At 37.2% G+C, this 26614-nt stretch carries 25 protein-coding genes and 1 pseudogene; 9 read left to right on the top strand and 17 right to left on the bottom strand.

Annotated features, from left to right (window positions below):
* Nucleotides 1-11: 11 nt before the first annotated feature.
* Nucleotides 12-914, bottom strand: coding sequence for a glycosyltransferase family 8 protein (locus IGJ99_RS07590; protein ID WP_010735364.1), 903 nt, complete (start codon nt 912-914; stop codon nt 12-14).
* Entirely contained in the window at nt 907-1764 is an 858-nt protein-coding gene (locus tag IGJ99_RS07595; RefSeq protein ID WP_438770729.1) for a glycosyltransferase family 8 protein, read from the bottom strand. The genes IGJ99_RS07590 and IGJ99_RS07595 overlap by 8 nt, the downstream gene beginning before the upstream one ends.
* Before the next feature lie 325 nt (nt 1765-2089).
* Here IGJ99_RS07595 and IGJ99_RS07600 point away from each other — a divergent pair, with 325 nt between their 5' ends.
* From IGJ99_RS07600 to IGJ99_RS07615, 4 genes are all read left to right on the top strand, one after another.
* Complete coding sequence (locus IGJ99_RS07600; protein ID WP_096081560.1) at nt 2090-2902, top strand: Cof-type HAD-IIB family hydrolase; 813 nt, start codon at nt 2090-2092, stop codon at nt 2900-2902.
* A 13-nt stretch (nt 2903-2915) separates the two neighbouring features.
* Nucleotides 2916-3407 carry an isochorismatase family cysteine hydrolase gene (locus IGJ99_RS07605; protein WP_010735361.1) on the top strand — a complete coding sequence of 164 codons (492 nt, stop codon included), beginning with the start codon at nt 2916-2918 and terminating at the stop codon, nt 3405-3407.
* Between the two features lie 536 nt (nt 3408-3943).
* A complete protein-coding gene (locus tag IGJ99_RS07610) occupies nt 3944-4177 on the top strand; it encodes a helix-turn-helix domain-containing protein (RefSeq protein ID WP_010735359.1) in 234 nt (77 codons plus the stop codon).
* 38 nt (nt 4178-4215) lie between these two features.
* Nucleotides 4216-4578: a TIGR02328 family protein gene (locus tag IGJ99_RS07615; protein WP_023519740.1), complete on the top strand. Its 363-nt coding sequence runs from the start codon at nt 4216-4218 to the stop codon at nt 4576-4578.
* Between the two features lie 122 nt (nt 4579-4700).
* Here the strand turns inward: IGJ99_RS07615 and IGJ99_RS07620 are convergent, their stop codons facing one another.
* Complete coding sequence (locus IGJ99_RS07620; protein WP_010735357.1) at nt 4701-4901, bottom strand: cold-shock protein; 201 nt, start codon at nt 4899-4901, stop codon at nt 4701-4703.
* 184 nt (nt 4902-5085) lie between these two features.
* Nucleotides 5086-5562 carry a flavodoxin family protein gene (locus IGJ99_RS07625; protein WP_023519741.1) on the bottom strand — a complete coding sequence of 159 codons (477 nt, stop codon included), beginning with the start codon at nt 5560-5562 and terminating at the stop codon, nt 5086-5088.
* 419 nt (nt 5563-5981) lie between these two features.
* Between IGJ99_RS07625 and IGJ99_RS07630 the strand changes: the two genes are divergently transcribed.
* Nucleotides 5982-6695: a hypothetical protein gene (locus IGJ99_RS07630; protein ID WP_438748101.1), complete on the top strand. Its 714-nt coding sequence runs from the start codon at nt 5982-5984 to the stop codon at nt 6693-6695.
* Between the two features lie 271 nt (nt 6696-6966).
* Nucleotides 6967-7116, top strand: a complete 150-nt coding sequence (locus tag IGJ99_RS07635) for a hypothetical protein (protein WP_010735353.1) — start codon at nt 6967-6969, stop codon at nt 7114-7116.
* Nucleotides 7117-7865: 749 nt separating this feature from the next.
* Here IGJ99_RS07635 and IGJ99_RS07640 read toward each other — a convergent pair.
* The 11 genes and pseudogenes from IGJ99_RS07640 to lepA all read right to left on the bottom strand — a co-directional run bounded on the left by IGJ99_RS07640 (nt 7866) and on the right by lepA (nt 20425).
* Complete coding sequence (locus IGJ99_RS07640; protein WP_438748103.1) at nt 7866-10709, bottom strand: endo-beta-N-acetylglucosaminidase; 2844 nt, start codon at nt 10707-10709, stop codon at nt 7866-7868.
* Nucleotides 10710-11012: 303 nt separating this feature from the next.
* Nucleotides 11013-11819 carry a MerR family transcriptional regulator gene (locus IGJ99_RS07645; RefSeq protein ID WP_023519744.1) on the bottom strand — a complete coding sequence of 269 codons (807 nt, stop codon included), beginning with the start codon at nt 11817-11819 and terminating at the stop codon, nt 11013-11015.
* A 352-nt stretch (nt 11820-12171) separates the two neighbouring features.
* The gene (locus tag IGJ99_RS07650; RefSeq protein ID WP_023519745.1) at nt 12172-12579 is read right to left on the bottom strand and encodes a NusG domain II-containing protein; all 408 of its coding nucleotides are present in this window, start codon (nt 12577-12579) and stop codon (nt 12172-12174) included.
* Nucleotides 12580-12615: 36 nt separating this feature from the next.
* Nucleotides 12616-12993, bottom strand: a complete 378-nt coding sequence (locus IGJ99_RS07655; RefSeq protein WP_224434756.1) for a hypothetical protein — start codon at nt 12991-12993, stop codon at nt 12616-12618.
* Nucleotides 12994-13023: 30 nt separating this feature from the next.
* Entirely contained in the window at nt 13024-13191 is a 168-nt protein-coding gene (rpmF, locus tag IGJ99_RS07660) for a 50S ribosomal protein L32 (protein ID WP_010735347.1), read from the bottom strand.
* A gap of 17 nt (nt 13192-13208) precedes the next feature.
* On the bottom strand, nt 13209-13478 hold the full coding sequence (gene rpsN / locus IGJ99_RS07665) for a 30S ribosomal protein S14 (RefSeq protein ID WP_010735346.1): 270 nt from the start codon (nt 13476-13478) through the stop codon (nt 13209-13211).
* Between the two features lie 429 nt (nt 13479-13907).
* On the bottom strand, nt 13908-14090 hold the full coding sequence (locus IGJ99_RS07670; RefSeq protein ID WP_023519747.1) for a hypothetical protein: 183 nt from the start codon (nt 14088-14090) through the stop codon (nt 13908-13910).
* A gap of 242 nt (nt 14091-14332) precedes the next feature.
* Nucleotides 14333-15712, bottom strand: coding sequence for a C39 family peptidase (locus IGJ99_RS07675; protein ID WP_438748106.1), 1380 nt, complete (start codon nt 15710-15712; stop codon nt 14333-14335).
* A gap of 225 nt (nt 15713-15937) precedes the next feature.
* A pseudogene (locus IGJ99_RS07680) lies at nt 15938-16645 on the bottom strand (ABC transporter ATP-binding protein).
* A 193-nt stretch (nt 16646-16838) separates the two neighbouring features.
* Nucleotides 16839-18203 (bottom strand): hypothetical protein, encoded by a 1365-nt coding sequence (locus IGJ99_RS07685; RefSeq protein WP_409173375.1) that lies wholly within the window; start codon nt 18201-18203, stop codon nt 16839-16841.
* A gap of 386 nt (nt 18204-18589) precedes the next feature.
* On the bottom strand, nt 18590-20425 hold the full coding sequence (gene lepA / locus IGJ99_RS07690; protein WP_010735341.1) for a translation elongation factor 4: 1836 nt from the start codon (nt 20423-20425) through the stop codon (nt 18590-18592).
* Nucleotides 20426-20573: 148 nt separating this feature from the next.
* Here lepA and IGJ99_RS07695 point away from each other — a divergent pair, with 148 nt between their 5' ends.
* Genes IGJ99_RS07695 through IGJ99_RS07705 form a run of 3 tightly spaced genes read left to right on the top strand, consistent with a single transcriptional unit; the run spans nt 20574 to nt 22967 of the window.
* A complete protein-coding gene (locus IGJ99_RS07695) occupies nt 20574-21791 on the top strand; it encodes a GNAT family N-acetyltransferase (protein ID WP_023519751.1) in 1218 nt (405 codons plus the stop codon).
* A gap of 20 nt (nt 21792-21811) precedes the next feature.
* The gene (locus IGJ99_RS07700; protein WP_010735339.1) at nt 21812-22306 is read left to right on the top strand and encodes a nucleoside 2-deoxyribosyltransferase; all 495 of its coding nucleotides are present in this window, start codon (nt 21812-21814) and stop codon (nt 22304-22306) included.
* Nucleotides 22299-22967 (top strand): hypothetical protein, encoded by a 669-nt coding sequence (locus tag IGJ99_RS07705; RefSeq protein ID WP_019723399.1) that lies wholly within the window; start codon nt 22299-22301, stop codon nt 22965-22967. Before IGJ99_RS07700 ends, IGJ99_RS07705 begins: the two co-directional genes overlap by 8 nt.
* 82 nt (nt 22968-23049) lie before the next feature.
* Here IGJ99_RS07705 and IGJ99_RS07710 read toward each other — a convergent pair whose 3' ends face one another.
* Both IGJ99_RS07710 and IGJ99_RS07715 read right to left on the bottom strand, forming a co-directional pair.
* Nucleotides 23050-23904 carry a GRP family sugar transporter gene (locus IGJ99_RS07710; RefSeq protein WP_010735337.1) on the bottom strand — a complete coding sequence of 285 codons (855 nt, stop codon included), beginning with the start codon at nt 23902-23904 and terminating at the stop codon, nt 23050-23052.
* Nucleotides 23905-24029: 125 nt separating this feature from the next.
* A complete protein-coding gene (locus tag IGJ99_RS07715) occupies nt 24030-26612 on the bottom strand; it encodes a glycosyl hydrolase (RefSeq protein ID WP_077151295.1) in 2583 nt (860 codons plus the stop codon).
* Nucleotides 26613-26614: the final 2 nt, after the last annotated feature.

Here is a 26614-nt window from a genome sequence, read left to right on the forward strand (position 1 = left end):
TCTATTATCGATCAATGACTCAATTCAGTATTTCGTTGAACACGAGCGTACAATGGATATTTAGGGAATGATTTAACACAACGAAAAGCGGTCATATTTGCATACTTTTCATAGTATTTTTTACTAGCACCTTTAAACTCTTCACTCCATGGTTTGATATGCCCAGAGTAATGGATGATATAAGGCTTACGACGTGCTTCTTCGTACTCTTTTTCTCCTTGAGCCGTTGGATGTTGTTTTGCTTTCGCCATGATGTAACCTTGTGCATTCCATTTTGGATGCAAAGCAATCCAACGATCGTGTAAGATAGCATTCAAAGCATCTTGGTCATGGAATCGAAGTTTTTCTGGGTTTTCTTCGATGAATTTTAGAACGTTTTTCGTGATGTTTTGTTCTAACCATTTTTCAACATTGATCAGCATCAAGCCGGAGTTAAAGTAACGCATTGAATCTGCTTCAATCTCCATTTTTTCAAGACGTTGGTGGAAACCAGCATCTTCAACTGCTGCCATCACTGCGCCATTAAACTCTAGATCCCATAGTTTACTGATATCATTCAACGCGATCATGTCACAGTCCATATAAAGGATACGTTCGACATTTTTCCCTCTAAATAACTCAGGGATCGCAATACGATAGTATGCTGTTTCAGGGATACGATCACTTGTCACTAAGTTTTTGAAGAATTTTTTGTTGATTTTCAAAAATTCAACATCTGTATTCATTCGTGAATTTTTCACTGAGTAACGTAAAAGATTTTTACTTTCTAATTCAATATCATCATCAATCACGTAGAAACGTACAAACACTTTCGGGTCACTATTTTCTAAAATCGACACAAACAGTGCTGCTAGATGAGGCACAAATTTTGTATTACAACTAGAGACAACTGCTACTTCTTTTCTTCTATTCATTTACCTCGCCTACTTTCATTAATACGCTATGCGCTAGATTTTTTAGATAGATTTGTGTATAAGGATGATCCTCTAATGTATTCCAAGGTTTATCATGCCCTGTGAAATGGACGATTGAAGGAGCTTCATTCCCGCTCTTATATAATTCTTCATATTTCTTATCTGGAGCTGGATGGCGTTCAAAAATCAATGAACATTGCATGTTCCATTTTGGATGAAGTTGTTCCCAATCTCCATATAAGACACCATTCAATGCGTCTTGGTCATGATAGATAATCTGTTCACCATTTTCTTTTAGGAATTGGATCGTTTTATCTGTAATGTCTTTTTCATTCCATTGATCAATATCGATCACCATGACACCTGAGTTAAAATAGTATTCTTCTGAATCGATCCCTAGGCGCTTCAACGCTTTCGTTTGTCCTGGATCAATTACTGCCCCAATTGTTTTACCGTTCAATGATTCGTCATATAATGCAACGATATCATCTAACACTAAAACGTCTGCATCTAGATACAACACTTTTTTATAATTGTATTTTGCTAAGATCTTAGGTAGAGAAATTCTTAAATACGCCGTTGTTGTAATGTGGTCACTGACTAAGAAATCTTCATATACATCTTTCTCCACTGTCAAGAATTGGAGGCTTGCATGTTCTGAGTGTTGTGCAACTGTCTGACGCAATCCTTCTTTACTATATTCTGATAGGCCATCATCAATCACATAAAAATATATATGTCTCATCTTATTCGCATTTTCCAGTGCCGTTGCAATCATTACGCTTAGATAAGGAGCATAATTTTCATCTGAAGCAGTCACAACCGGTACAGTCCCATACTTAATCTCCATCAAAATCACTCCTTTTTTTAATCTTTTTCTAACCTGTTCTACATCTACAATATGCCTACTTTTTCCTGAAAGCAAAAGATATGCTTTGTTTTTTATGAATATTACCCAAAATTTGCCCTTTTTTATGAAAATGAAAACGAAAACATTAAGATTGTTATGCTTTTTTATACAGCGGTCTTAACCATTTCCTTACTAATATCCTTTTCTCCGTTTATGAAAAATCTTTTTTGAAAAAATTCAAAGAGTTAAAGCATTTTATTTTTATTTTAGAAGTTTCTCATTTAAGCTATTGGTGAAAGAAAAAAGACTAAGGGAGCGTAAAAAGATGAAATTAGCAGCTATTGATCTAGACGGGACCTTGCTTGATTCCCAAGGAGTTGTCCCACAAGAAAATATTCGCGCATTAAAAGCTTTCTCCTCTAATGGAGGAATCGTAACGATTGCAACAGGAAGAAATAGTATTTCTGCCAAGGATGTCTTTGAACAATTAGGCGTCAGCGGCTATTTGATTTCTTCTAACGGTGCATTGATTTCCGAAATGAAAAATGGCAAGATCGATTATGTATTAAGACGCTCAAAAATCGAAGTACCTATACTTAAAAAGGCCTTTTATTTAGCAAAAGAAGCAAAAATATCGATCATCGCAAGTCGAGAAACGCAAGATGATCAAATCACTTTTGATGAAACTGCCTTAGTAAAAGACGATCCTTATTATCAACACTTCAACTTGCAAAATCATTCCTTTGATGAGATCACAAAACAGTTGGACGATCCTTCCTTAAGCTATTTGAAATTAGCTCTGACGGATAAAAATGAGGAAAAACTACAAAAAATCCAAGCAGAGTTGAAGAAAGAAGGAATTGATTCTGTTTTTTCAGACCCACATTTCCTAGAAATCACTCCTAAAAATATTACAAAGGCCCACTCACTCTTATTTCTAACTGAGTACTTAGGGTTATCTTCAGAAGACGTCATGGCGTTTGGTGATCAAGAAAATGATTTGGCAATGCTTGAATTCAGCGGATTAAGCGTGGCTATGGGCAATGCGCAAGAACATGTGAAGGATTTAGCAGATGAGGTGACAGAAACCAATGATGAAGCCGGTGTCGCAAACTTTTTGAATGATCACTTTTTATAAGGAGAGATGATAGATGTTAGTTGTTATCGATATGCAAAATCATATTTTAGATCCAACTAGTGAATTTTATATCGAAGATGCTGAAGCATTAGTTGAGCGAGTAAACACACGTTTAAACCAAGCACGTGCAGCGAATGAATACGTACTATTCACTCGTGATATCCCTATTGAACGGAAAGATGAGGCAGAAAGTGAAGATCTTAAAATCATTCCCACGCTCTCTCCTCTACCAAATGAGCGGGAAATCAAAAAATACTACTTTACTCTGCCGCCAGAAACATTAACAGAGATCAAGCATTCCCTTTTTGAACGTAAAGAAGAACAAAAAACGATTGAAGTGGTTGGGATCGAAACTAATTTGTGTGTCTTATCCAATACAATCGCTTTACAAAGCGCCTTTCCAGAAGCTGACTTTATCATTGATTCGTCACTAGTCAGCAGCCGTGTTCACGAGCCACAAGCACTTAAACTTCTAAAAGACTTTAATGTCTATGTCAAAGATTAAATGGTCGAAACGAATCTAAAAACATAAAAAAAGGTGGAATGAAAGTTCCACCTTTTTTTATGTTTTTTTCAAATTATACGTCTACAGAAGAATCATGTTTTTTATCGAAATATTTGTTCAGAATCGCATAACATGCTATCTTTTATCTAGTGAATATAAATCTAGTATATTCTCAAATAGAATAACTCAAAATACAATTTATGCACGAATAAAATATAGCTATGGGAGTTTATTTATTATGCTGGAATTGAGCCGACTTGCTTTTATTTTTCCTGTTTTTATATTTGTACCGATTGTCTTTTCGTTTATCAAATGGACGAAAGAACGAAAAAAAATCGCTTTAAGTAGTTTGCCTGCGATCTATTTTATGTATAAAATATTAAACTATCAGTTTTTCGAACCCTTCCAGATCTTCACATTTAATTTAGTTGGGTTCATTTTCTCCATACTCTTTGTCATTGGGTATTTATTTTATCTAAACAGAAAAAATAAACGTTAACTCTCATAGATGATTATTTAGAGAAAGGTGAGGTAAAATGACGATTGAAGAAGCGATTTTACTGGATACACTGCATTGCCGTTTAAACTTCCTCAAAGATAAAAAGCATTTAACTACACCACAGGTTGCTGAAAAAGTGAACTTACCGATTGAGACATATAAAAACTATGAAGATGGAAAAAATATACCTAGTATCATCGAATTGATCTTTATCGCAGATTTTTACGACACGACCATCGATTATTTGATTGGTCGAACGGAAGCATCCTAAACACTTAATTCACTGTTTTAGAAAGAAGGAAATATTATATGCGCTTATGGCATCAAAGCCTCTTGCAATCACTTCCGCGCCAACAATTATTAGGACAACATCGCGAATGTTGTGCTCTGAGAGGCAATGGTTGGGGACGAAAACATGCGACTGTCGATTACGTTTTTACACATTCGCCTTACAAATTATTTCAGTATCATTTGTTAGTAATGGAAGAAATGAAGAAACAAAATTATAAACCTGGTGAGGAATGGTTTGATCCCTTGTATCGTGGAAAAATTTGTGAACCTTATTCTACCCTTTCCCCTATTGAATGGACCTCACCACTTTATCCAGAACATGATCAAATCTACTTAGCCGAATGTGTGGCAAACTTAGAACAGAAAGGGATCATCTTGTAAACAAGCAATAATACATTGCTCTATCAAACCTCTCGATTGCTGAATCGAGAGGCTTTTATTGAAATTAGACATAAAAAAACTGCTCTTTCATAAGAAAGAGCAGTAAGATATCAATCGTTTGATTATGCTTTAACGATGTTGATTGCTTGAGGGCCACGTTGTCCATCTTCAACATCAAAAGTCACAGCTTGACCTTCGTCTAATGTTTTGAAACCGTCACCTTGGATAGCTGAAAAATGAGCGAATACGTCATTTCCATCTTCACCAGTGATAAATCCAAAACCTTTGTCTGCGTTAAACCATTTTACTGTACCGTTATTCATGTATATTTCCTCCTGATACGTATCAACGTACGTTTATAGTGCAATAAATATTTGATAGGCAAAAGGAGTCTTATAATGTTTAACTTATAGCTCAAATTACGTTTCAAAATAGATTACTTTTACACTATAGCATGCCCTTTTAGAAAACACAACTATAAACCCTCGGTACTTTCAATTTCTCTATTCATCTCATTTGTTTGATTTGTTCATTAGATGAAGCAATGTCTTTCTTCTGATAAATCATTCCTAACTTCTGCATCAAAAACCGGTCACTCACATTAGACAGCATTCGTCTAATTCCGCTGATAGCTTCCTCTGGCGCAGATCCTTGAACAAACCAGAAAACCGATTTTTGATACAAAGGAGCATCTGGTGTGTCTAACCCATACTCAAATAGATCCGTCCAGCGATCAATAAATGTTTTTAACAAACCGGTCACATCCCACCAGTAGATGGGCGTACCAATCACCAAGACGTCAGCTTGTTTGATTACTCCCATGACTTTGTCAAATTCATCCTTTTCGGTCATCTGTCCTAACTGATTGATCGAATAATCAACTAAATGCAGGACCGTATAGTCGATATCCTTTAAGATTTTTTCTCCCCATTTAACGGTCATCCCCTCTTTGTTCGGGCTTGCATTAATAAACAAAATGCGCATATTAACTCCTCCTCTACCCAGTTTTTCATCCTGACTCTCTTTTTCATGTAAACTCTTGGTTTATTTTTATATTCGAACGATTATGATATCAAAACGATACTTTTCTTCATCAAATATAACATTTTTTACATAAAAAAAACAAATATTAAAAAAATCATCATCCATTAAAACTCTCTGTTATTATGTTCATCTTAATGATAAAATAAAGTTTGTTTGTTATTATTTCTTTATATAATTATAACGTTGTGCTTTCTTCTACTACTTTTCTTTTTTGATTTATCTACACTCTCTAACTGGCTTTCGTCGGTTCGATTCCGACATAGAGAATACGGTCAATCACCGTAAATAAAACCAATCGCTTTTATTAGGGGGAGCTTTGCATGAAAGCGATCTATTTTTCGTAGAAACAGGAGGAAAAAATGAATTTATTGTTGTTATTGTTAGGATTAATCAGTTTGATGCTTGGTCTACATCTATTTAGTCGATCAAGTAAAAGAAATGGAAAAGCTTGGCAGCGCCATCTCATTTTATTTAGTGCTTTATTCGGTTTACTACTGGTCAGTAGCGCTTGCGGATCTGGTACCAATCAAGCGTCAAAAGCAGATACCGCTACTTCGGAAACAACTTCAACATCTAGTGAAGAAAAAGCCCAACGAGAAGCGGCGGAAAAGAAAGAATTAGAAGAGAAAAAGAAAGAAGAAAAATTAGCAGCTGAGAAAAAAGCACAAGAAGAACAAGCGAAACGTGAAGCAGATAAGAAAGCGCAAGAAGAGCAAGCAAAACGTGAAGCAGATAAAAAAGCGCAAGAAGAACAAGCAAGACTTGAAGCGGAAAAGAAAGCTCAGGAAGAACAAGCTCGTCTCGAAGCAGAACAGGCAGCACAGGCAGCGGAACAAGCGCGTATCGCTGAAGAAGCTCGTGTAGCTGCTGAACAAGCAGAAGCCCAGCGCGTGGCACAAGAACAAGCAGCCGCAGCTCAAGCGCAACAGGCACAAGCAAATGAAGCACAAGTCTTAGTTACCAGAACTGGAGCAAAGTACCATACGCATAAGTGTGGTAACGGTGACTACTATCCTGCGACAATGAGTGAAGCATTGGCACGCGGATTGACCCCTTGCGAAAAATGTTACTAAAATAATTTATGCAGTATACGAAATGATCACTCTGATCTCGTATACTGCTTTTTTCTTATCAATTTCATATTCTAGTCTACATCTTCTTATCCCTCCTTTTCACTTATGTAATCCAATTTTTTTGTGTCAATGATCCACTTCAAATAATAATAATTATTATTTAATAAAAATACAGTTGATTCAATTCACCTATCTGTGCTATAATAGTTATGCAATTTCGTTATCAACGTATCGTTGCCTTTCAACAGAACAATAAGAAAGGAGAATGACTATGACATTCTATAACAAAGAATTACAATATCGTGTCACTCTTAATACCGATTTAAATCTTTTCGTCGTGTTCGACAAAGAAGATAGCAATCGTGTTGCGACTGGTGTAACGATCGAACAAGCAGTGCAAGAACTTAAAAAATCCGCATAGGAGTGAAAACCTCGAATGGACGATTGCAACTCTAGTTCACAATAAGACACCTACTTGAAAGGTCAAAGTAGGTGTCTTAAATTTTTATATGCGTGATGAAACTCCACTCTTATCTTACATATGACGATCGAATGATTCTAGCTTGTTCTTAGGAATATTCTCTTTTTCAATTATTTGATCCTATTTTTAGCAATTTGAATAAGTACCTGATTTGCACTAATCTTCAACTAATTCTTACAATCTTTTTTACTTTGTGTTAAAATTTCTTTTTCAAGATGAAAATATTTTTGTCTTTAGAAGCCGTTTACAAGGAGGTTTGGAAGTGAAATCAGCGATAGCTTATTCTTTATGTGATACAAGAAATTGACGCTTCGATGTTTTCAATATGCTATGGAAAAAAATCTAACCGTATGGATTTTACTATTATGTTTGATCATTGGACTAGCTTTATTACTTTTTAATGTGATTAGTTGGACAACATACTTTGTTGTAGTATTAATTATTGCTGGATTGACGTTCTTTGAAAAAAAGCGACGCTCAAACCTTAATAAGTAAAACTCTTTTGATTATATAAAGGCAACGAAATCTGCATTAGAAATGCATTGCTAAATAAGCGCCACTACTCGAAAATCATTTTCATGATTTCGAAAAGGGTGACGCTTATTTATAATGATGTGAATTTTAAACATTTCAATTATATTAAATGATAGAAGTGATGAGATGACAAATACACTTTTTATCCCACTAAGTTAGTGTAATAATTCTGGCAGTCCAAATACTTCAAATCCATAGATTCTTGCTGCAGTGTCTGATCCTTGTGTTGGTTTGTCAATACGTAATCGGACATATCGTGCAGATTGTACTGCAAAAGTCTCGACGGAGCTACTCGCCGTATTATTGGTAGTTTTGGCAACTTCTTTATATATCGCTCCATCTTCACTTATTTCGATCGCATATGCTTTTGTATTCATGTCAGGACTTTCTCCACCTGCTTGCGCATGGTCTATGCGAACTTCACTAATGGTTTGAACATTCCCTAAATCAAGTGTCAATTCGTGTGGTGGCATACCCGTTGCACACCATTTAGTCGTCAAGTCGCCATCGATTGCAAAATGAGGGGCTTCCGCTTCGTTGGTATAAGAGGAAGCGGTCGCTTTCGCGTTTCGTGATAACAGCGGTAACTCCATTGGTACTTTATTAGAAATTGTAATCAAACCATTTTTTTCAGCAGGTGTCTCCCCTGCTTGATTGCTTGCCGTTAATTTGACTTTATAAACACCTTCTTTGTGGTAAGTGACAACTGGCGAATGTTCATGACTTGTCGTAATATCCCCACCTTCAAATTCCCAAGTAACCGTTTCAGTGTTTAAGGATGACGTGTTTGTAAAAGTAATCGCTGATCCTGGAGCAGCTAACGTTCTTGAAGCAGTAAAATCAGCTCTCGGCACTTTATTATCCGGCCAATCAAAAGAAACGGCCTCTGAATGTTCACCTTGATTACCCAGCGCATCAACAGGCACGACAATCAATTTGGTTTGCGCGGTGTCTAAGGTTCGTTCAAGGGCATTGATATAATGATTCGTAGCTGGTGTTGCTCCTAAGAAAGATTTTGAGTTATCAGGATTTAACCGGTAGATCTCATAGTAGCATGCTTGACTCTCCGTCTCATCCCAAGCCAGTCGTATGCCAGCGTATCGCCCTTCCTCTTCATCAAATGCAACATCTTCAAGCCTCAGTCCCGAAACTTTTGTGGTTGGAAGTTCCTTTCCATCTGTCAGTGCTAATTGACCCAAGTGTAGCGCGTAATCGGACTGAGTCTCTGAAGAAGCAAGCTGATAAGAGAGTGTGTTGATTTTTTCTCCTGCTAACCGACTGACATCATAGCTGACAGTCGTCCAATCCCGACCGATTGGCTCACTTGCCGAGATGATTTCTTTTCGTCCGTCAGCCATTTCTAAAACTAAGTCAAGTTGGCTCGTGCTCGTTGCTTTTGCCGTTGTTGTGATAGAAGTTTTATCGGAAATGATTCCATCCATTCGATACAGTTTGATTGTGCTTGTTGCCTCGTTCACCATACTCCCTTTAAGAAGCAAAGAATTTCCGCCACGAAACGCCTCATCGTAATCCATCTCAACGGCTAATTGATTTTCTCCTTGATGATCAAAGATCCAACGATACGTTGGCATCACGTCTTGCATACTGCGATTATTCCACTCTAGATCAGATACTTTTTTTCCATTGATAAAGTATCCATACCCATTCCCCATACTAAAATTCGTCACAAAAGGCATGCTGGTAATAGCGCTCTGCTCTACTGCATACGTAGAGATCCCAGGCCATTCTTTTTCTACCGGTGCCTTCCCTTTCGTTGGATCACCTTGTTCATTTACCCAAAAACGCAATTCACGACGTTGAAAATCAGCAGGATCACTAGCTGATGTGTATGTCCAACTTGGCACATATAGACCTAACGAAGTATACGGAGTGCCGGTTTCATCTGTGAACAACCGCCAATTCACTGGTGTATCATAGCCATTTTGTTGGACATCGATGCCCGCATATAATTGATAAGGATCAATGCCTAATTCATTTGCTTTCTTTTTAGAAGCTTTCAATAGCTCTTGACTAGCTAAACGATCGGTGTTCCACCAGAAATTCAAAAACATGCTATCTGCTAAAGGATTCATCTCCGCATCGACTAAAAAAGCTTGGTTTTTATCCGTCAGTGCATTTTGCCAATCCATCTTCCCTTCCGAAGTCATTGAATCATACCACATGATTTCTAATGCTGCTTCTTTTTGCTTGAATTGTTTGATGAATTCTTGCATCAAATCCGCATGTTTTTTACTCAATCCTTCTGTCGTATTCGCCCCTTCTACCTTTTTATGATTGTTTGCATCGTCAAAACTTGTGACTAATGTGTCCGTTTCCTGATTGATAAACCAGCCATCAAACCCATATCGAGTAGCTACTTCGATCAATTGATCGACTAAAGGAAAAGTACCATCCTCATCTTTTTGCAAGAATGTATCCAACCATTCGATTTTACCGCCATGAGCAGACTGCGGAAAGAAAACTGTCCCTAATACTGGCACGCCATTTTTATGGGCTGCATCAATGACATCAGGACTTGGCGGTACAATGATCCCTTCACCAGACGAACCACCCCAATACACAAGTTGATCGATATATTGCCAATTGGAAAATACATTGGCATCAAAAGTATTGATACCTCTAGGCGCATTCCCACTTGTACTGCTATTCATGATCGACAAAGCGACAACTTTCATTTCTGGTGTCTGCGTGTCATTTGAAGTTGCCAGTGCGTTTTTATCGATCCGTTTTGCCAAAGGTACTTGGCTAACATTATAAGGTGCATCTGGATCTTTAGAAAATTCCCATTCTAGCAAGTCTTTAGGAAACCAGTAAGACGATTCTGGCTGATTATCCATTCCTCGTTGGTAAGTTGCTGCTTCTGTTTCTTTGTAATCAAACGTTTTAGTCTCTGCGTGATACGTTGTCCCACTACCAATTGCACTTGCTATTACTACTGCACAAAAGAGTCCGACCGCCATTTTTTTCTTATCCTTCATCTCCGCTCCTCCTAAATTTAATTGATTCACAAAAATGATAACGTTTTCTTTGTTTTAGGTATATGAACAAATCATAGAACTTTCACAACAAATTATAGGTAACATGAACAAAAAAACTGATTTTGATCGTCGATCGAAATCAGTTTTTGTATTGTTGATTCGCTATTATGCCCTTTTACGATAGATTTTATTTGAAACCCTCATGAAACCAATCAACTATAATAAAACTTGGATTGTCTGTCAGCATGATTAGTTACTTCAACATTTTGACTTTTCGTCGTTTGTTCAGTGATGACGGATTTTTCAATCATTCATTCCCTCGCTGAAAACTCGAATCTCATAAACGATTTCTTCTAATGTTCCAGTGGAAGCTTCTGCTTCGATCGCAAGAACAGTCGACTTTTTTTTAAATATTTCTGGAAACAACTCTGGAAGGCGCTCACCGTAACTTTTAGGACTAAATCGGCATGCGTATTCTCCACTAGGTAAAATCTTGATATTGTTACCGACATTTTTTGTAGGCTTGATTTCTATATACATATACTGGTGCACGTTTTTATCAATAAATTCATAGAGAATACCAAAATCATATAAAGGCTCATACCCTGCTTCCATCGATCGATCAAACAAATTGGCTGCTTCTGTATAAAGTGTCTTTTTGTTATCAGTCTGTTGATAAGGAAAAACATATAAGTACTTTTCTGACAATTGCCGAATATGTTGCTTTTTAGAATGTCGATATGTTTTTAACAAATTAATTTCTTCTTTTACCTCTTGCATTCCTTTTAAATTTTGTTGGAGCGAATCGATTTTTTGTTTCATTAATTCTTCGCTATATGATAAAAAAGATAGGTAATCGATGGAATTATTCGGATCACTGAAGCGATGTAATTCCTTTAAAGGCAACCCAATCTCTACACATGCTTGAATCAGCTCGACCGCACTCACTTGCGCTAAGGAATAATAGCGATAGCCAGAATCTGGATTGATGTATACCGGCAATAATACCCCGACTTGTTCACAATATCTTAACGATTTAATATTGACACCGGTTATTTTCGCCAATTCTCCGATACTCAACAATTCACTTCTTTTGTCCATTTCTCTCATTATAATTCTCCTACATGATAATAATCTTTAATATCAAGCGTTCAGATACTGATTATATCATAAACTATTTTTACATATTATATTTTATCGTTATTTTTTAATCTAAAACCATTCACATAGATTGCTTTATTTAATATTTTTCATCCATAAATTTTGATAAACAGCTATATTTATAACGTTTTAAATTCATCTTTATTTTAGTTATATATAAAAAACAAATGAACCATTAACACAATTTCAATGATTCATTAGATAAAGATATAATAATTCCGAATCTTCTCTATTTTTGAGACAACTAAAAAAACTACCACCATCAACTTTATCTAAGCTGATAGTAGCAGTTTTCTCTTACTTAATAGATATGATAATCCGACTGTCCTTCTTGTTCAATTGTAATGACTAGTCGATGCGGCAAACAGATACTTGTTTGTCCAGGTTCCGAGATCCAGCCAGTTCTGACAGCGATTTGATCGGGACTATTATCTTCTTTAACTCTGATCTTGCCTTCATGGATTTCGACAATATTGTATTGGGTATCAGATGGATAGTAAGTCACCATCTTGCTACTGATTTCATCTAAATCAAATCGTTCGACTTCTTTTCCGTCGATTTTGACTACTGCATACTTCACACTATTACCGATTTCTGCGTTATCAAATGACAAAGCAAAGACAATTGTCGGAACGAAAGAAGCAACTACCAGAATACTAATAATGATGATATCCCAAGGTTTTATACCTGATTTACGAAAGTTGTGCATATTGATTGTCCTTTTGGATTTTCTTATTCTATCCTTTTATCGATCTTCTAAATAGATGTTGATTTGTTGTTCGTCATCATAATCCAGTTGATCAGTTTCAAGCATTTCCATTAATTCTATTTTCAAGTCTACAGGAATCTCCCAGAAGCCGTCAATAGATTTGAACAAATCGGCGTCATACTTTTGAAAAATAGGATAAATGTCCAAAAATTCTTCAAAGGACAAGTTTTGTTTTTCGTAATAGTCTTTGACAAAGCCTTGCTCTAGCGCATGTTCTGTAGGAAGGCCAGTTTCTGTGATCAGTTTCTTATCGACCATCGCACGATAGAATTCCCCTTTATCTACAGGTTCTTTCACCGTTTCCGAATAATATTTGATTCCTTGTTCGACTAATGGCGGATAAATAATTTCCATTTCTTGAACCCCCTTGCAGCTTCCAATCGGTTATTCTGTCACTTTGCGTCCTTTATAGTAGCCTTTTAAAGAGACATGATGGCTTCGACGATAATCACCAGTCAACTCGTCAAAAGAAATCTCTGGTTTCGTCAAACTTTGGTGTGTTCGTCGCAAACGTTTTTTTGCTTTCGATGTTTTTCTTGCTGGTACTGCCATAACTTTTTCCTCCTATTTTACCAACTTGCTTTTTTAACTCCTGGGATCAATCCTTGATGTGCCAGTTCTCTAAAAGTGATTCGAGACATGCCAAATTTTCTCATGTAGCCTCGAGGACGTCCATCTGTTTGATCTCTAAGTTTTAAACGATTAGGATTAGACTCTTTGGGCAACTTAGCTAGTCCTTCATAATCATTTGCTGCTTTCAACTCTTGACGTTGTTCACTATATTTATTGATCAAAGCTACTTGCTTATTCATTTTTGCAATTTTTGATTTTTTTGCCACTAATAATCTGCTCCTTTATTTCACTTTATATTATACAAATCGTAACTATTACGTTTTAGGTAGAACAACAATACCATGTATTTATTTGTTTGTCAAAAAAGTAACACTAATAAAAAATATGGCTGATCGACCTTGTACTGAGCGTGTGTTTTTGAGAACATTGAAAAAGCACCCATGATATGTATCACATCCATCACGGTGAGCTTTTTTTATTATTAACTACCTCAAATGTAATTAAACAATTCAGCCATTATATATTGATTTTTTGCAATGCTTTCGTAGGCACTTCGTTTTCTGATACTTCACTCCAGCGCTTTCCTTGTAAACCTTTTGCATCGATTTTACAAGTATCGACCTTACTTTAATTTGTGATCCGCTAATTTTATTTACTGTTTGTTGAGTGTCATCTTCATCGTATCCTTCAAACGTCTAGAGATAATCCTTCCCTTTTTTATCCCCACTACTTGTTTTGACATAGTATTCTTTCACTTCTTTATCAGATAAAAAATTATCCGTTAATGCTTGAAAGCCTTCTGTCTTTGATTCAATAAAAAATGCACCGATTCCTAAAATAAGCGCAATTACTAATAATCCTTTTACTAGTTTTCCCATTATCATTTCCACTTCCCTATTCTTTTTCACTTCCTGTCTAAATTATAAAATAAGGCAATGATCCGAAATCTATTCTTCCTATGTTTAACTTACATTAACGTAATAGAATTTGTTTCTAACCATTGATTTTGAACTAGATAGAATAATGCAATAAAAAAAACCCATAAAATCCAAACTATTCTCGGATTTTACAGGTTATGGGAAAAGAATTACTGCAACCATTGTTTTTGTTAAGCTTTAGTCTATCTTACAACTACCGCATATTTACGTGCATTATAAATATTCTCAAATGTTGCCCGATTCATCCAATAAGAACCACTGATAGGATCAGATACATGGACTTGATTACTTCCTTTATTATATCCATCAAGAGTGACCGCATGATTATTATTCGCTGCGATACCAAAATTCCAATTTCCCCAACGGATTGGCTGAAAGTTGATCGTCACCCAAGCAACAACCGGATGGCCATTTTTGACTTCGTTTAACAACGTACTCATCGAGCTACCTGAAATATTTTGGACATTTCCGTACTTCTTGCCCCACGCCGTCAAAGGTGTAGGATAAATTGCAGAATAAGTCCATGAGTTTTCGACAAATGGGCTGCCGACAAAACCGCTGTTTGGATTACCATTCGGAGATTTAGGAATTATATTCAAAAATTGAGTCAAACTCCAGTTGGTGATCTTTCCTTTATATTGAAGTGCCTGTAATAAAGAAGCCCCTTCACATCCACTTGGCGCACCCAACGCATATTGGTTGTAATTTTTCACACCCAATAGCTTATAGTCCTCTTGATTTTGTTGACCACTGCCAACTGCGTACCAACCAACACCTTCATAGACCCAGCCTTGTTTCGTGATTACTTTTTTCTCGTTTTCATCTAATGTGTAATGGTGCCAGTTCACTCGTTTACTATATAAACGACTGACAGGAATGGCATTCGCTCCTTTATAGGAATACCAACCGATTCCTTCATACTTCCAGCCTTGTTTCGTGATACTATCTCTTTCTTTTGCGTTCAACGTATAAAAATGTTCTCCATTGTAGCGATTGTACAAACGATAGACTGGATCACCACTTGTCGGTGCCTGCCAACCAACACCTTCGTAATTCCAACCAATCCTTCTTAAATGATCTCGTTCACCAGTATCTCTCGTGTAAAAATGCTCCCCACTATGTGGATTGAATAAACGATACATTGGAATCGTTTGCACAGCTGCTCGAAATAATCTTGGAGAACCTTCGATCAATTCCTCTTTTGGCGCTTGCGTGATATCAGCTTCGTTTTTACCAGCTTTTTCCGGCGCTTGCAAAACTACTTCTACTCCATCGACGATTGCAGTTTGTGGTTGCTCTGGTTGAGCTTCTTTTGCTTCACTCGCTTGTACTGGTGGTGTTTGTTGTGTCTCTTGCGCGGGTATCTCTGTTTCTTTCTCTTGACTGACTTCATTCGTTTCTGTACTTTTTATCTGTGGAGCTGCTGACGTTTGAGTCGATTCAGTCGAGGTTTCCATTGTAGACGAATCCTCTGCAAAAACTTGACTCATACCAAACGAACTCGCTAAAATCGCAAGTATCGTGAACCCACAAATCCCCTTAGAAATAAATCCCCTTTTCATCTTTTTCCTCCTCATAAATGAACAAAAAATAGCAATAGATTTTACATAAGATGTTTCCTAAAAATATTATAACGATAGTAATATAAACTCTGATTAAATTATACATGAATCTATTTTTTTGTCCGAATGATTTGTTTAATCTATTTGAGAACCAAAGGAAGCATACGCTAATTTCATTTAGTAAAAGTAGATGGAGCTAAGGTAGAAATGAATGAATCGTATCATTTAGAATATGAGGGTTTCCAATGTTGGCGAACTTATATTATTATGAATGCGCCCATCCTTTATAACAATTGCTCTGGAAGATTGACTGGCAAGCTCTAGATCATGAGTCAACATAACGATTGTCTTTCCTTTGCTTACTAATTCTTTAAGTACTTCCATAATAAGGATACGTGAGTGAGTATCTAATGCGCTAGTAGGTTCATCTAAAAACAATATTTCTGGATCTGCTAATATTGTGCGCCCAATTGCAACTTTTTGTTGTTCACCACCCGAAAGAGCATCAATAGGCTGGTGTAAATCCGCTTTTAATTCCAATCGTTCTGCCAAAGTATCGACATTTCCCCTTTTTATTTTGTGCCCATTCAATGTTCCTGGGAGTACCATATTATCGTAGGCTGACAATGAAGGTATGAGTTGAAAATCTTGAAAAATAAAACCAATTTTTTTACGACGAAACTTTGCTAATTTCGCTGCACTCCATCCATATGGTGATTAACCATCAATTAACACCTCTCCTTTTGTAGGAGGTAATAAGCTAGAAATACAATGAAGCAACGTTGTTTTTCCTGAACCAGAAGGTCCTACGATCGATACAAACTCTTGTTGCTTTACTTCAAAAGAAATATCAGTCAGCACTTGTAAAAGATTTCCTTTCGCAAGCTGTATCTCTTTTTTTAATTCGTTTATTGAAATAACTATCTCTCTCATCGATATTAACCTCCATAAAATCATTCTAGTTTATAAATCAAACTCTCATACAAAACTGTAGGACGCAAACTACTCATTGATAGTAGAAGGATCTCCCAATTCAGCAATTTCTTTCCTTCTTTCAATCTGAATTAATTACTTTCTTATATTTGATTCAATTAAAACAATCTATTCTTTTAGTATATTAATAAATCTACTCGACATACTTTTTTAACGTATAGTGCTCAAACCAATAAATTGCAATAAAACATAAACCGAATATTAGAAAAGCGCCTAACGATAATAGGAGATTAACCGACCAATTTGCCTTAAAAATATTGCCACCACCCAGATAGGTCACTCTTAGCAGTGGAATCGCAAACAATATTGTTCCAATGAAGGTAATTATTATTGAAATGAATGAAACTGAACTGATTTCAATGATTCTCATTTTAAAAATCCAATCTGGTGTACATCCAGTATAAAAATAATTTTTAGATTCAACTTTTGTTTTTATTCTAAAAAGGCAAATTGACACAATTACATTTGCTAAACTAATGAGTATTGGCGCCCCGAATACAAAAATAAGGTTGATGATCAAATCTGAGATATAAGAACTATCATTTGTTCCATCAATTAGTAGTTTAGTGTTGAGAAACAAAGCTATAAAATTCCCAACTAGCATAGTAATGATGCTGACTGGACGAATTAATTTTATTAATTCTTTTATATTGTAAAGTGCAGTGCGGATCATCGGATTCTTTGTCATTTTTGGCACCCCAACAATTCTATGTACTATCCCTCGAAATATGGGACGAATCAAAAAATTCATAGTAATCAGTACAGACAACCACAGAAGAAGCAATAAATTCATCGAGTTACTCATACTTCGAGTATATTCTTTTATTAAAGTTGGATCAGGAACATTTTTTAAATATAAATATATTGTTGCCCCTACGCTCACTAGTGATGCATGTATTCCCAAAAATTTGCCGCTATTCTTCATTTTAATAAACGCTCTGTTGGAAGAAAGGCTCCCCTTTCTTTTCTTATAATTTTTAAGACAATAACGCATACATGTATATAGAATAATTGCTAGTTGGATCAATATCACAACAAAAACAACATTCCATGAGAATTGAAGCGGGATATGTACAAGAGAATCTTTAGCAGAACTCGAAGGTAAGGTGGTCAAAAAAAGCTGTGAAGCTTTTAAGGAAAAGCCGCTCCCAATAACAGCTCCAATCATACCAATTACTAACATTTGTCCAGTCATCACCAAACTGATTTGAGCAGGAGAAGCTCCTAAAAGAAGCAATATGTCATTTGTTCCATCAAAAAAGTCTATACACTGTTTCATTGCATTGATAGTCAATAAAAAAAACATTACTATCCCTATTACTATTGGTAACTGCATAAAAACACCATAATCAACTGAACTGTTAAGATCAGCCCTACTTAAAGCATTTAATATCACAAAAGCAGTGCTAAATATTAATCCAGAAACAATAAAAATAGGTAGGATGGATAGCCAAATTTTCCAATGCTGTAAAAATTGCTTTAAAATCAACTTAAACATTTATCTGTTGCCTCCTCATTTAACATATCTAAATTTAAGGTAGCATAAGAAAATTGTAGTAACAATTAGACTGTAGCCTTATTATGTATAAAGATTAAGTAATCAACCTAAAAAATACGCATCAAGAACCTACTATGTTTTAGCTATTCTAATAGAATGCTTGGATAGCTAACAATTATCTTAAGATATTAAAGCGAAACCCTTAAAGTGATAGAAGTCATTACCTTTTCAAATGAAGGATCTTGCTTCAACATGGAAAAACATTGTTTTCCAGAAAAAAAGACAGAAAGAAATTCTCCACTTCTTTCTGTCATAATTATTCTAATATTCCTCTTAACCAACATCATTTGACAAAGAACTAAGTTTTTTTGCAATAGCCTATTAGGCTATTTCTTCGGCTCATCCTCATCCATTTTCAGAACGGCCATGAAGGCTTCTTGAGGGACTTCGACGTTACCGATTTGTTTCATTCGTTTCTTACCTTCTTTTTGTTTTTCAAGAAGTTTACGTTTACGGGAAACGTCACCACCGTAACATTTGGCCAACACGTTTTTACGTAAGGCTTTGATGTCTGAACGGGCAACGATTTTTTGTCCGATCGCCGCTTGGATCGGTACCTCGAATTGTTGACGAGGGATCAGTTTTTTCAGTTTTTCAACGATGGCTTTTCCGCGTTCATAGGCAAAATCACGGTGAACGATGAAGCTTAATGCGTCGACTTTTTCAGCATTCAGCAAGATATCCATTTTCACTAGCTTGCTCTTTTGATAACCTGACATTTCGTAGTCAAGTGAAGCGTAGCCTTTCGTGCTTGATTTTAGTTTGTCAAAGAAATCAAAGACGATCTCTGACAAAGGCAAGTTATAAACGACATTGACACGATAATCATCTAAATAATCCATTGTAATAAAATCGCCACGTTTACGTTGCGAAAGTTCCATGACTGCACCAACGTACTCATTAGGTACCATGATCTGTGCTTTCACAAAAGGTTCTTCGACATCTTGGATCGTGACTGGTTCAGGAAAATCAGCAGGATTATCAACAACGACCATCGAACCGTCTGTTTTGTTGACATGATAGATTACAGAAGGCGCTGTCGTGATCAATTCAAGATTGAACTCACGCTCTAAACGCTCTTGGACGACATCCATGTGAAGTAATCCTAAGAAGCCACAACGGAAACCAAAGCCAAGTGCTTGTGATGTTTCTGGTTCAAACTGCAAAGCAGCATCATTCAGTTGAAGTTTTTCCAATGCTTCACGCAGATCATTATATCGTGATGTGTCGATCGGGTATAAACCACAATAGACCATTGGGTTCATTTTACGATAACCTGGTAATGCTTCTGTAGCTGGATTATCCGCAAGTGTCACTGTATCCCCAACACTTGTATCTTGAACTGTCTTGATGCTTGCGGTGATATAACCGACATCACCGACCATCAAAAAGTCACGAGCAATCGTTTTTGGTGAAAAAACGCCGACTTCGGTCACATCGAAGGTCTTGCCATTACTCATCAATTTGATTTTATCCCCTGCTTTGACAACACCATCGGTGATACGTACGTTTAAAATAACCCCGCGGTAACTGTCATAGATCGAATCAAAAATCAAGGCTTTCAAAGGAGCTTCTAGATCGCCTGAAGGTGCTGGGACATATTCCACTACTTGTTCCAGTATTTCTTCGATACCAATTCCAGACTTCGCACTTGCTAAGACCGCTTCACTGGCATCGATGCCGATCACTTCTTCGATTTCATTACGCACACGCTCTGGATCTGCGGCTGGTAAATCGATCTTATTGATGACTGGTAAAATCTCTAGGTCATTATCTAATGCCAAATAAACATTGGCTAATGTTTGTGCTTCAATCCCTTGAGCGGCATCCACGACTAAGACTGCGCCTTCACAGGCAGCTAAACTTCGAGATACTTCATAGGTAAAATCGACGTGCCCTGGGGTATCGATCAAATGGAAGATGTACGTCTCCCCGTTTTTAGCCGTATAGTTCAATTCTACGGCATTAAGTTTGATCGTGATCCCACGTTCACGTTCTAGATCCATGGAGTCTAATAACTGATCTTGCATTTCGCGAGACGTCACAGTGTTCGTCTTTTCCAAAATCCGATCGGCCAAAGTTGATTTCCCATGGTCGATATGAGCAATGATCGAAAAATTTCGAATTTGCTGTTGGCGTTGTTTCATTTTCTTTATATCCATAGCGTCTCCTCTTTTCATATAATCAGCACTTTTCATTATACCAACGAAAAGGAGGAATTTAAAGACTTTTTCCTTCTAAGGACTTTAGAAGTTTTTTTTAGAAACTTTTGTTATACTGTGAACAAGTAACTAAATTGGAGTTGAAAAAATGGACCAAACAGATTTTAGAGAAAATTTTGAGTTGAAGCCTGTCACGGAGGAACATGTTGACCAGTTCAATGAGTTACTTTCCTACGTTTTTCAAGTCACTGACTCTGATATTGAAGAAAGTGGATTTGAAAACAAACGGGAATTTGTACGTTCCAAGCGACCGATTCTAGAATTATCAAATGTATTCGGCTGGTTTCATAAAGAAAAATTGATTTCTCAAATCGCGATCTATCCTTGCGAGGTTAATATCCACGGTACACGGTACCAAATGGGCGGAGTGACTGGTGTTGGAACCTATCCTGAATATGCCAACCATGGATTGATGCAAGACTTGATCATCGTCGCATTAGACAACATGCGCAAAAACAAACAGTGGGTCTCTTATCTTTATCCTTACAATATCCCTTATTACAGGCGTAAAGGTTGGGAAATCATGTCAGATAAGTTATCCTTTAAAATACGTGATACGCAACTACCTAAACAAGTACCTGTTTCTGGTATCGTGGAACGACTGCCTGTCGATCACGAAGATGTTTTCCGTGTCTATCAACAGTTTGCGGGAAAGAATCATGGTGCGCTGTTTCGTAGTGCCTTTCACTGGGAAGAATATTGGCGTTTTGAAAATGAAGAAGAACGGACTGCGGCGATTTATTACAATAGTGACAATGAACCAACCGGAGTGCTTTTTTATTGGGTCGCCGAAGAAGTCTTCCATGTCAAAGAGATGTTTTATTTGAACCAAGAGGCGCGTAACGGATTGTGGAACTTCATCTCTGCACATTTTTCAATGGTTTACTGGGTACATGGCGATATCTACAAAAATGAACCCCTTGCTTTTTTATTAGAAGATAGTCAAATCAAAGAACAGATCGAACCTTACTTTATGGCAAGGATCGTTGACGTCAAAGAATTTATCCAGCGCTTCCCTTTTTCTGGTACAGCAGAAGACTTCCATTTCATCGTGGAAGATTCCGTGGCACCTTGGAATAATGGCGTATTTGGCTTGACGTGGCGAGATGGCCACTTGTCAATCGTTAATGAACCGATTGGTAAAATGGTTCGTTTAGATATCCAAACATTGACGTGTCTAATGATGAATTATCGTCGTGCTTCTTACCTTGCTCGAATCGAGCGCATAACCACAGATGAGGAGATGGTCAAGACATTAGAGCGAATCATCCCAAACATGGAAGCTTATTTTAGTGACTATTTCTAATACAAAGGATGTTGAAACGAATGAATATTTATTTTGCAGCACCACTTTTTGCAAAAGGAGATTTGCTTTATAACGAATCTCTTGTCAAAAAAATTAGAGAGATTTCTTCTGATTTGTCGATCTATCTACCACAAGAAAACGAAGCAATCAATGATAAGACTGCATATGCAGACAGCAAAATGATTGCCTTGGCTGATACAGAAAAAGTACTAGAAAGTGACTTGATGATCGCACTTTTAGACGGATTGACGATCGATGCCGGAGTTGCTTCTGAGATCGGTGTCGCCTATGCTAAAGGCATCCCGATCATTGGTTTATATACAGACAGCCGCCAACAAGGTGCGACTCATCCAAAAAAAGTCGCTGCCTTGCAACAGGCTGGTGAAAATCAGTTCCATTATTTAAATCTTTATACGGTCGGCTTGATCAAGTTGAACGGAACGATCGTGTCTTCTGAAGAAGCATTGTTCAAAGCATTGAAATCATATCTAGCTGGGGGAAAAATTAGTGAGTAAGACAGTAAAAAAAGTTCAGATTGCATTAACGATTTTCGGTCTATTTGTTGTTGGTTATAACATTTTCGAATTTGTAACAAACAAATATTCGACCACACAAGGAATTACCTTTATCGTCGAATCACTGGCAGGTATCCTATTGATTTATTTGCCACAGATCGTTCGCCGATTATTCAAGATCCATGTTCCTGATGCCATTGTTTTATTTTATTGGTTTTTCTTGTTCATTTCTGTCTTTTTAGGAACAGGTATGCACTTGATCAGTATTATTTCATTTTGGGATAAAATCTTACACGCCGTTAGCCCGATGGTTCTGACTGCCTTAGGTTACGGTTTGATCGGCTTCTTGCTGAAAGACGCACCAATCGAGAAAACAAGTCCTTGGCTATTTCTTTTATTTGGATTTGCTTTTGCTGGGTTATGCGGTGTTTTCTGGGAATTCTGGGAGTTTTTATGCGACCAATTCTTAGGAATGAACTTGCAACGGTTTGCTGCATCTGATGGTACACTCTTCGTCGGACGCGAAGCATTGATGGATACAATGGGAGATTTACTAACAAATACAGTCGGCGCCTTTATCATGGGTGTTTATGCGTGGGTCCAAGTGAAAAAAGACCCAGCACATTTTGAGAGTTACCGACTACAAAAATTAGATCACTGATCAATCGTAACAAGTATGATAGATAAATAAAAAAAATTGGCAAGGGATTTTGTTTGATCCTTTGTCAATTTTTTTCAATTCTTTATTTTAAAAGACTCATTCCAACCACACCCACTACATACACCAATGTACCCAAATAGATTGAGCGTTTTTCTAATGATGTCTTCTTCTCTCTCAAAATAATGATGCTTCCGTAAGTTGCGACAAGTAAACTCATTTGCGAAAAGGCATAAGTAATACCCACACCTAAAGACGCAGACACAGCAAATAACGTCGTGTTAGCGATCACCCAGGAACTACCAGTGAGGATATTTCGAGCGATAGCGTTGACTTTCAATTGTCTGATTTTCTTCATTGAGAGGATCATCCCTCCAACAAACATGCCGATGGATTGAGGTAGAAACACTTGCGGTCCATGAATATCAAAATAACTAGTGATCGTTACATATAGCATCAAAAACGCAGATGAAATGCACAAAAAGACAATCACTTGTTTCGCCACTGCGCTGTTTCCATTGCTTGTCTTAGTCACCAATAGCACACCGACTAAAATGACCGCCAACGCCACGATCGACATCATAGCGACAAAGAAACTCGTCCATTCCAATAAAAAAATTCCTGAAATAAGCGTGACAAAGGCTAATTGTGTCCCAACAGATATGGGCATCGCTTTTGACACTTCAGCCTTTTCTAATGCGCGGAACTGAAAATATTGCCCCACCGCCCAGAATACTCCGGACAAAAAACAAACAATGAATGAAACCGTTTGGTATGTTACTTGCTGAAACAAACTAAATATCAACCCAAATAATAAAGCAGCAATGGTGGTGCCAATCAATTGTTCTTCTGACTTGCCCCCCATGATCTTAGATAATATTGGCATCATGCCCCACCCTAATGCTGGGATCAAAGCTAAAAATAAAAGGTGTATCGCCATAATTTCTCCTCTTTCAATTTCACAACTAAACGGAGACACAAGTAGTCAACTTGCTGTTCCTAAAACCCGCTAAACGGTATTCCAGAAGCAACTCCTTGAGAATCAACTTGTGCCTCAACGTTTTTTTATTTTGTTAATAAATAAGTGGCTAAGCCATAGCCGCTGATCGTTTTTGTCTCTGTCACTTCTTCTTCTAAGGCATTGATACGTGTGTATTTGAACCCTGCAAAAAGCTTCTCTGGCTCAAGGTAACGCTTTTCTGAAGTTCCATTAACTAATCGAATCACTACGCCTTCTGAATAATAAGCGTTATGGATCGCACTGACAGCCAATCCTTCTTCCAAATCTAACGAAATTTGCGTATACGTCGTTTCACTCAAAGAAAGTGGTTGGATTCTACTTTGGATCTTATTGTCGATTCGATAAACGAAATAATTCAAATCTTGCAATTGATACGAAATCGACGGTTGTTCTTTGTCTGATTTCCATGTCACTAATGTGTGTTCTGAAATATCAGTTGGCGCCATGCGCACTGAAAAGTCAAAATCGATCCGTTGATTTTCCATTTGAGCAAGCGGTGTCTCCATCATGATATGCCCTTTTTTCGTCGTATCTCCTGAAGCCCGCCCTGGACGATACAGCAAATCTGGTTTCCCTAACGAATCCGTCGTGGCTAATACCGTGACGTATAAGGAGTCATTGATATATTCGTATTCCTTACTTTGTTCGGTATAAAACACTAATGCCTCTTCAGAACTATACGCGATCACTTGTTTTTCAAAGGGCTCGATATTTACTGGCATCTCAGAGTATTTTTGTTCCCAATCGTTCATTGACTGGTTTATTTTTTCTAAGTAACCAAATTGGATCGCAGAGACGACCTTTTCAATCGATTGATTCAACTTTGTTTTGATACGGACACGGTGATTTAATACAGAATTTCTAAAAGAAAGACAACCTTGGACCTCTCCCTGTTCCGTTAACTTCAATGTCAGCTGGTAAGCGAAGACTTTCGTTGTTTGACCGGCGATACGTTCTGCCAATGTATAAGGAAGCTCTAGTTTTCCTTCCAAGATCAAGGTTTCTTCGTTGCCTTTACATGAATCAAATGTCAAAGAGACTGGGTGATCATTAGGTATCGGCGAATAATCGTAAGTATCTCCGGCATTGCTATCATCCACGATTTTCAAGAAGTCTCTAATCGTTTGGTCACCATCTGAAAAGGCAAGTTGTCCCTCTTCAAAAGTCAAAGAATAGTTCCCTTTTGAGATCATCGTTCGTGGCGTCATATCAGGTAGATCAGCTGTAGTCTGTTCGACGAAATCGAAGACTTGATAACCTAGTCCATCAAAGGAACAATCAACTGCTACTTGTAAAATATAGTACCCTGGCTCTTCAATAAATCGATTGCCGGCAGGTGTTTCTTGCATGATATTTTGGCGGCTAGGCACATAATCCATCGAGATGACAGCAGAATCATGGCCCAATACTCCGATTTGATTGACTTTTGAGATAAGTTTTACCACTTTTTTTCCTTTGAAAGGTGTAACTGAAGTATTCAAAATCAAGAATTGTTGATCTGTCAGCTGTAGTCCTTCAGAAATTCTTTTCAATACCAAGTTTTCGATACTGTCACAGATTTCTGATACTTCTTTCAAACGATGGGCGATGTCTTGCGCAACACTATCTGACACACAGCCGGCTAAACTGTCATGTGCTTGGCACTCAAATAATTTTTTCCATGCCTTCATGACTAACCGATTGCTCAAAACGATGCCTAGCTCCTTGGCAATCACGACCATTGGTTCGATTTCAAGTGTCAGTTTATTCTCTAATCTGAAAATCTCACGTTTTAGATCCATGCGGACAGAACCAATCGTCTTATGCACACGGGCAAAAACAGGCGCGCGAAACTCTCCTTGATACTCTTCCAGATCCTTTTGACGGACCAAATCCATGAACGCTTGATACGTGCTTGTTTTATAGTTATATTTACCGATTTGATTGATTTTATCGATTTTCTCTTCTAAAGACGAGATGATCCCTAATTGATCGTTTCCTGTTGGAATCAAAATTTCTGTTTCATCTGCGTAGCTCTTGATAAAATCAATGCCTTTGTCTAATCGTCCTTCCACATAACACTTCGTTGGCTCTAGTTGTTGTTGCGCACCATATCCTTGGGGAAAGTTCACTGCATACAATTCATTCTCCCCGCTTAAACTCTTCCATTTGAAATATGGCGATTGGACATGTTCGCCTAAGTCGATCCCACGCCAAAAAATGATATTGTCAAACCCAGCTTCGTTTAAAATCGTCGGCATTTGTGCGTTGAATCCAAATGTATCTGGAAGATAACCAATAGGTAGATACTCCCCATATTTTTTACTTTCAAAGACGCCCACCATTGCATTTCTTAAAATAGATTCCCCTGAGGCAAAAAACGCATCCGTTTGTGTGAACCAAGGGCCAATAAATAATTGACCCTTCGCAACTAATTCTTTGATCTCTGCTAATTTCTCTGGATATAGTTCCAAGTAATCATCGAGGATCGAAAGCTGTCCATCTAAAACAAAAGTAGCATTAGGTTGTCTTTTCAACTCTTCCAAAACATCTGTAAACAACTGATCACTTAAAACGATGCAATCCATTGAAGTAAAGTACCATTCTCTATCCCAATGTGTGTGATTTACAATGTGTATATTTGTCATAG

Source organism: Enterococcus sp. AZ095b (genome assembly GCF_051714725.1).
In the GTDB taxonomy this organism is placed as follows: domain Bacteria; phylum Bacillota; class Bacilli; order Lactobacillales; family Enterococcaceae; genus Enterococcus_B; species Enterococcus_B pernyi.

What these genes read in the sequence shown, in the direction of transcription:
- IGJ99_RS07610 (WP_010735359.1), top strand. Translation starts at nt 3,944, where the DNA reads ATGACGATTGAAGAAGCGATTTTACTGGATACACTGCATTGCCGTTTA.
- IGJ99_RS07595 (WP_438770729.1), bottom strand. Translation starts at nt 1,764, where the DNA reads ATGGAGATTAAGTATGGGACTGTACCGGTTGTGACTGCTTCAGATGAA.
- IGJ99_RS07620 (WP_010735357.1), bottom strand. Translation starts at nt 4,901, where the DNA reads ATGAATAACGGTACAGTAAAATGGTTTAACGCAGACAAAGGTTTTGGA.
- IGJ99_RS07670 (WP_023519747.1), bottom strand. Translation starts at nt 14,090, where the DNA reads ATGGGAAAACTAGTAAAAGGATTATTAGTAATTGCGCTTATTTTAGGA.
- IGJ99_RS07640 (WP_438748103.1), bottom strand. Translation starts at nt 10,709, where the DNA reads ATGAAGGATAAGAAAAAAATGGCGGTCGGACTCTTTTGTGCAGTAGTA.
- IGJ99_RS07605 (WP_010735361.1), top strand. Translation starts at nt 2,916, where the DNA reads ATGTTAGTTGTTATCGATATGCAAAATCATATTTTAGATCCAACTAGT.
- IGJ99_RS07625 (WP_023519741.1), bottom strand. Translation starts at nt 5,562, where the DNA reads ATGCGCATTTTGTTTATTAATGCAAGCCCGAACAAAGAGGGGATGACC.
- IGJ99_RS07635 (WP_010735353.1), top strand. Translation starts at nt 6,967, where the DNA reads ATGACATTCTATAACAAAGAATTACAATATCGTGTCACTCTTAATACC.
- IGJ99_RS07650 (WP_023519745.1), bottom strand. Translation starts at nt 12,579, where the DNA reads ATGCACAACTTTCGTAAATCAGGTATAAAACCTTGGGATATCATCATT.
- IGJ99_RS07695 (WP_023519751.1), top strand. Translation starts at nt 20,574, where the DNA reads ATGGACCAAACAGATTTTAGAGAAAATTTTGAGTTGAAGCCTGTCACG.
- IGJ99_RS07675 (WP_438748106.1), bottom strand. Translation starts at nt 15,712, where the DNA reads ATGAAAAGGGGATTTATTTCTAAGGGGATTTGTGGGTTCACGATACTT.
- rpmF (WP_010735347.1), bottom strand. Translation starts at nt 13,191, where the DNA reads ATGGCAGTACCAGCAAGAAAAACATCGAAAGCAAAAAAACGTTTGCGA.
- IGJ99_RS07685 (WP_409173375.1), bottom strand. Translation starts at nt 18,203, where the DNA reads ATGTTTAAGTTGATTTTAAAGCAATTTTTACAGCATTGGAAAATTTGG.
- IGJ99_RS07615 (WP_023519740.1), top strand. Translation starts at nt 4,216, where the DNA reads ATGCGCTTATGGCATCAAAGCCTCTTGCAATCACTTCCGCGCCAACAA.
- IGJ99_RS07700 (WP_010735339.1), top strand. Translation starts at nt 21,812, where the DNA reads ATGAATATTTATTTTGCAGCACCACTTTTTGCAAAAGGAGATTTGCTT.
- IGJ99_RS07645 (WP_023519744.1), bottom strand. Translation starts at nt 11,819, where the DNA reads ATGAGAGAAATGGACAAAAGAAGTGAATTGTTGAGTATCGGAGAATTG.
- IGJ99_RS07655 (WP_224434756.1), bottom strand. Translation starts at nt 12,993, where the DNA reads ATGGAAATTATTTATCCGCCATTAGTCGAACAAGGAATCAAATATTAT.
- lepA (WP_010735341.1), bottom strand. Translation starts at nt 20,425, where the DNA reads ATGGATATAAAGAAAATGAAACAACGCCAACAGCAAATTCGAAATTTT.
- IGJ99_RS07590 (WP_010735364.1), bottom strand. Translation starts at nt 914, where the DNA reads ATGAATAGAAGAAAAGAAGTAGCAGTTGTCTCTAGTTGTAATACAAAA.
- IGJ99_RS07715 (WP_077151295.1), bottom strand. Translation starts at nt 26,612, where the DNA reads ATGACAAATATACACATTGTAAATCACACACATTGGGATAGAGAATGG.
- IGJ99_RS07710 (WP_010735337.1), bottom strand. Translation starts at nt 23,904, where the DNA reads ATGGCGATACACCTTTTATTTTTAGCTTTGATCCCAGCATTAGGGTGG.
- IGJ99_RS07600 (WP_096081560.1), top strand. Translation starts at nt 2,090, where the DNA reads ATGAAATTAGCAGCTATTGATCTAGACGGGACCTTGCTTGATTCCCAA.
- IGJ99_RS07630 (WP_438748101.1), top strand. Translation starts at nt 5,982, where the DNA reads ATGAATTTATTGTTGTTATTGTTAGGATTAATCAGTTTGATGCTTGGT.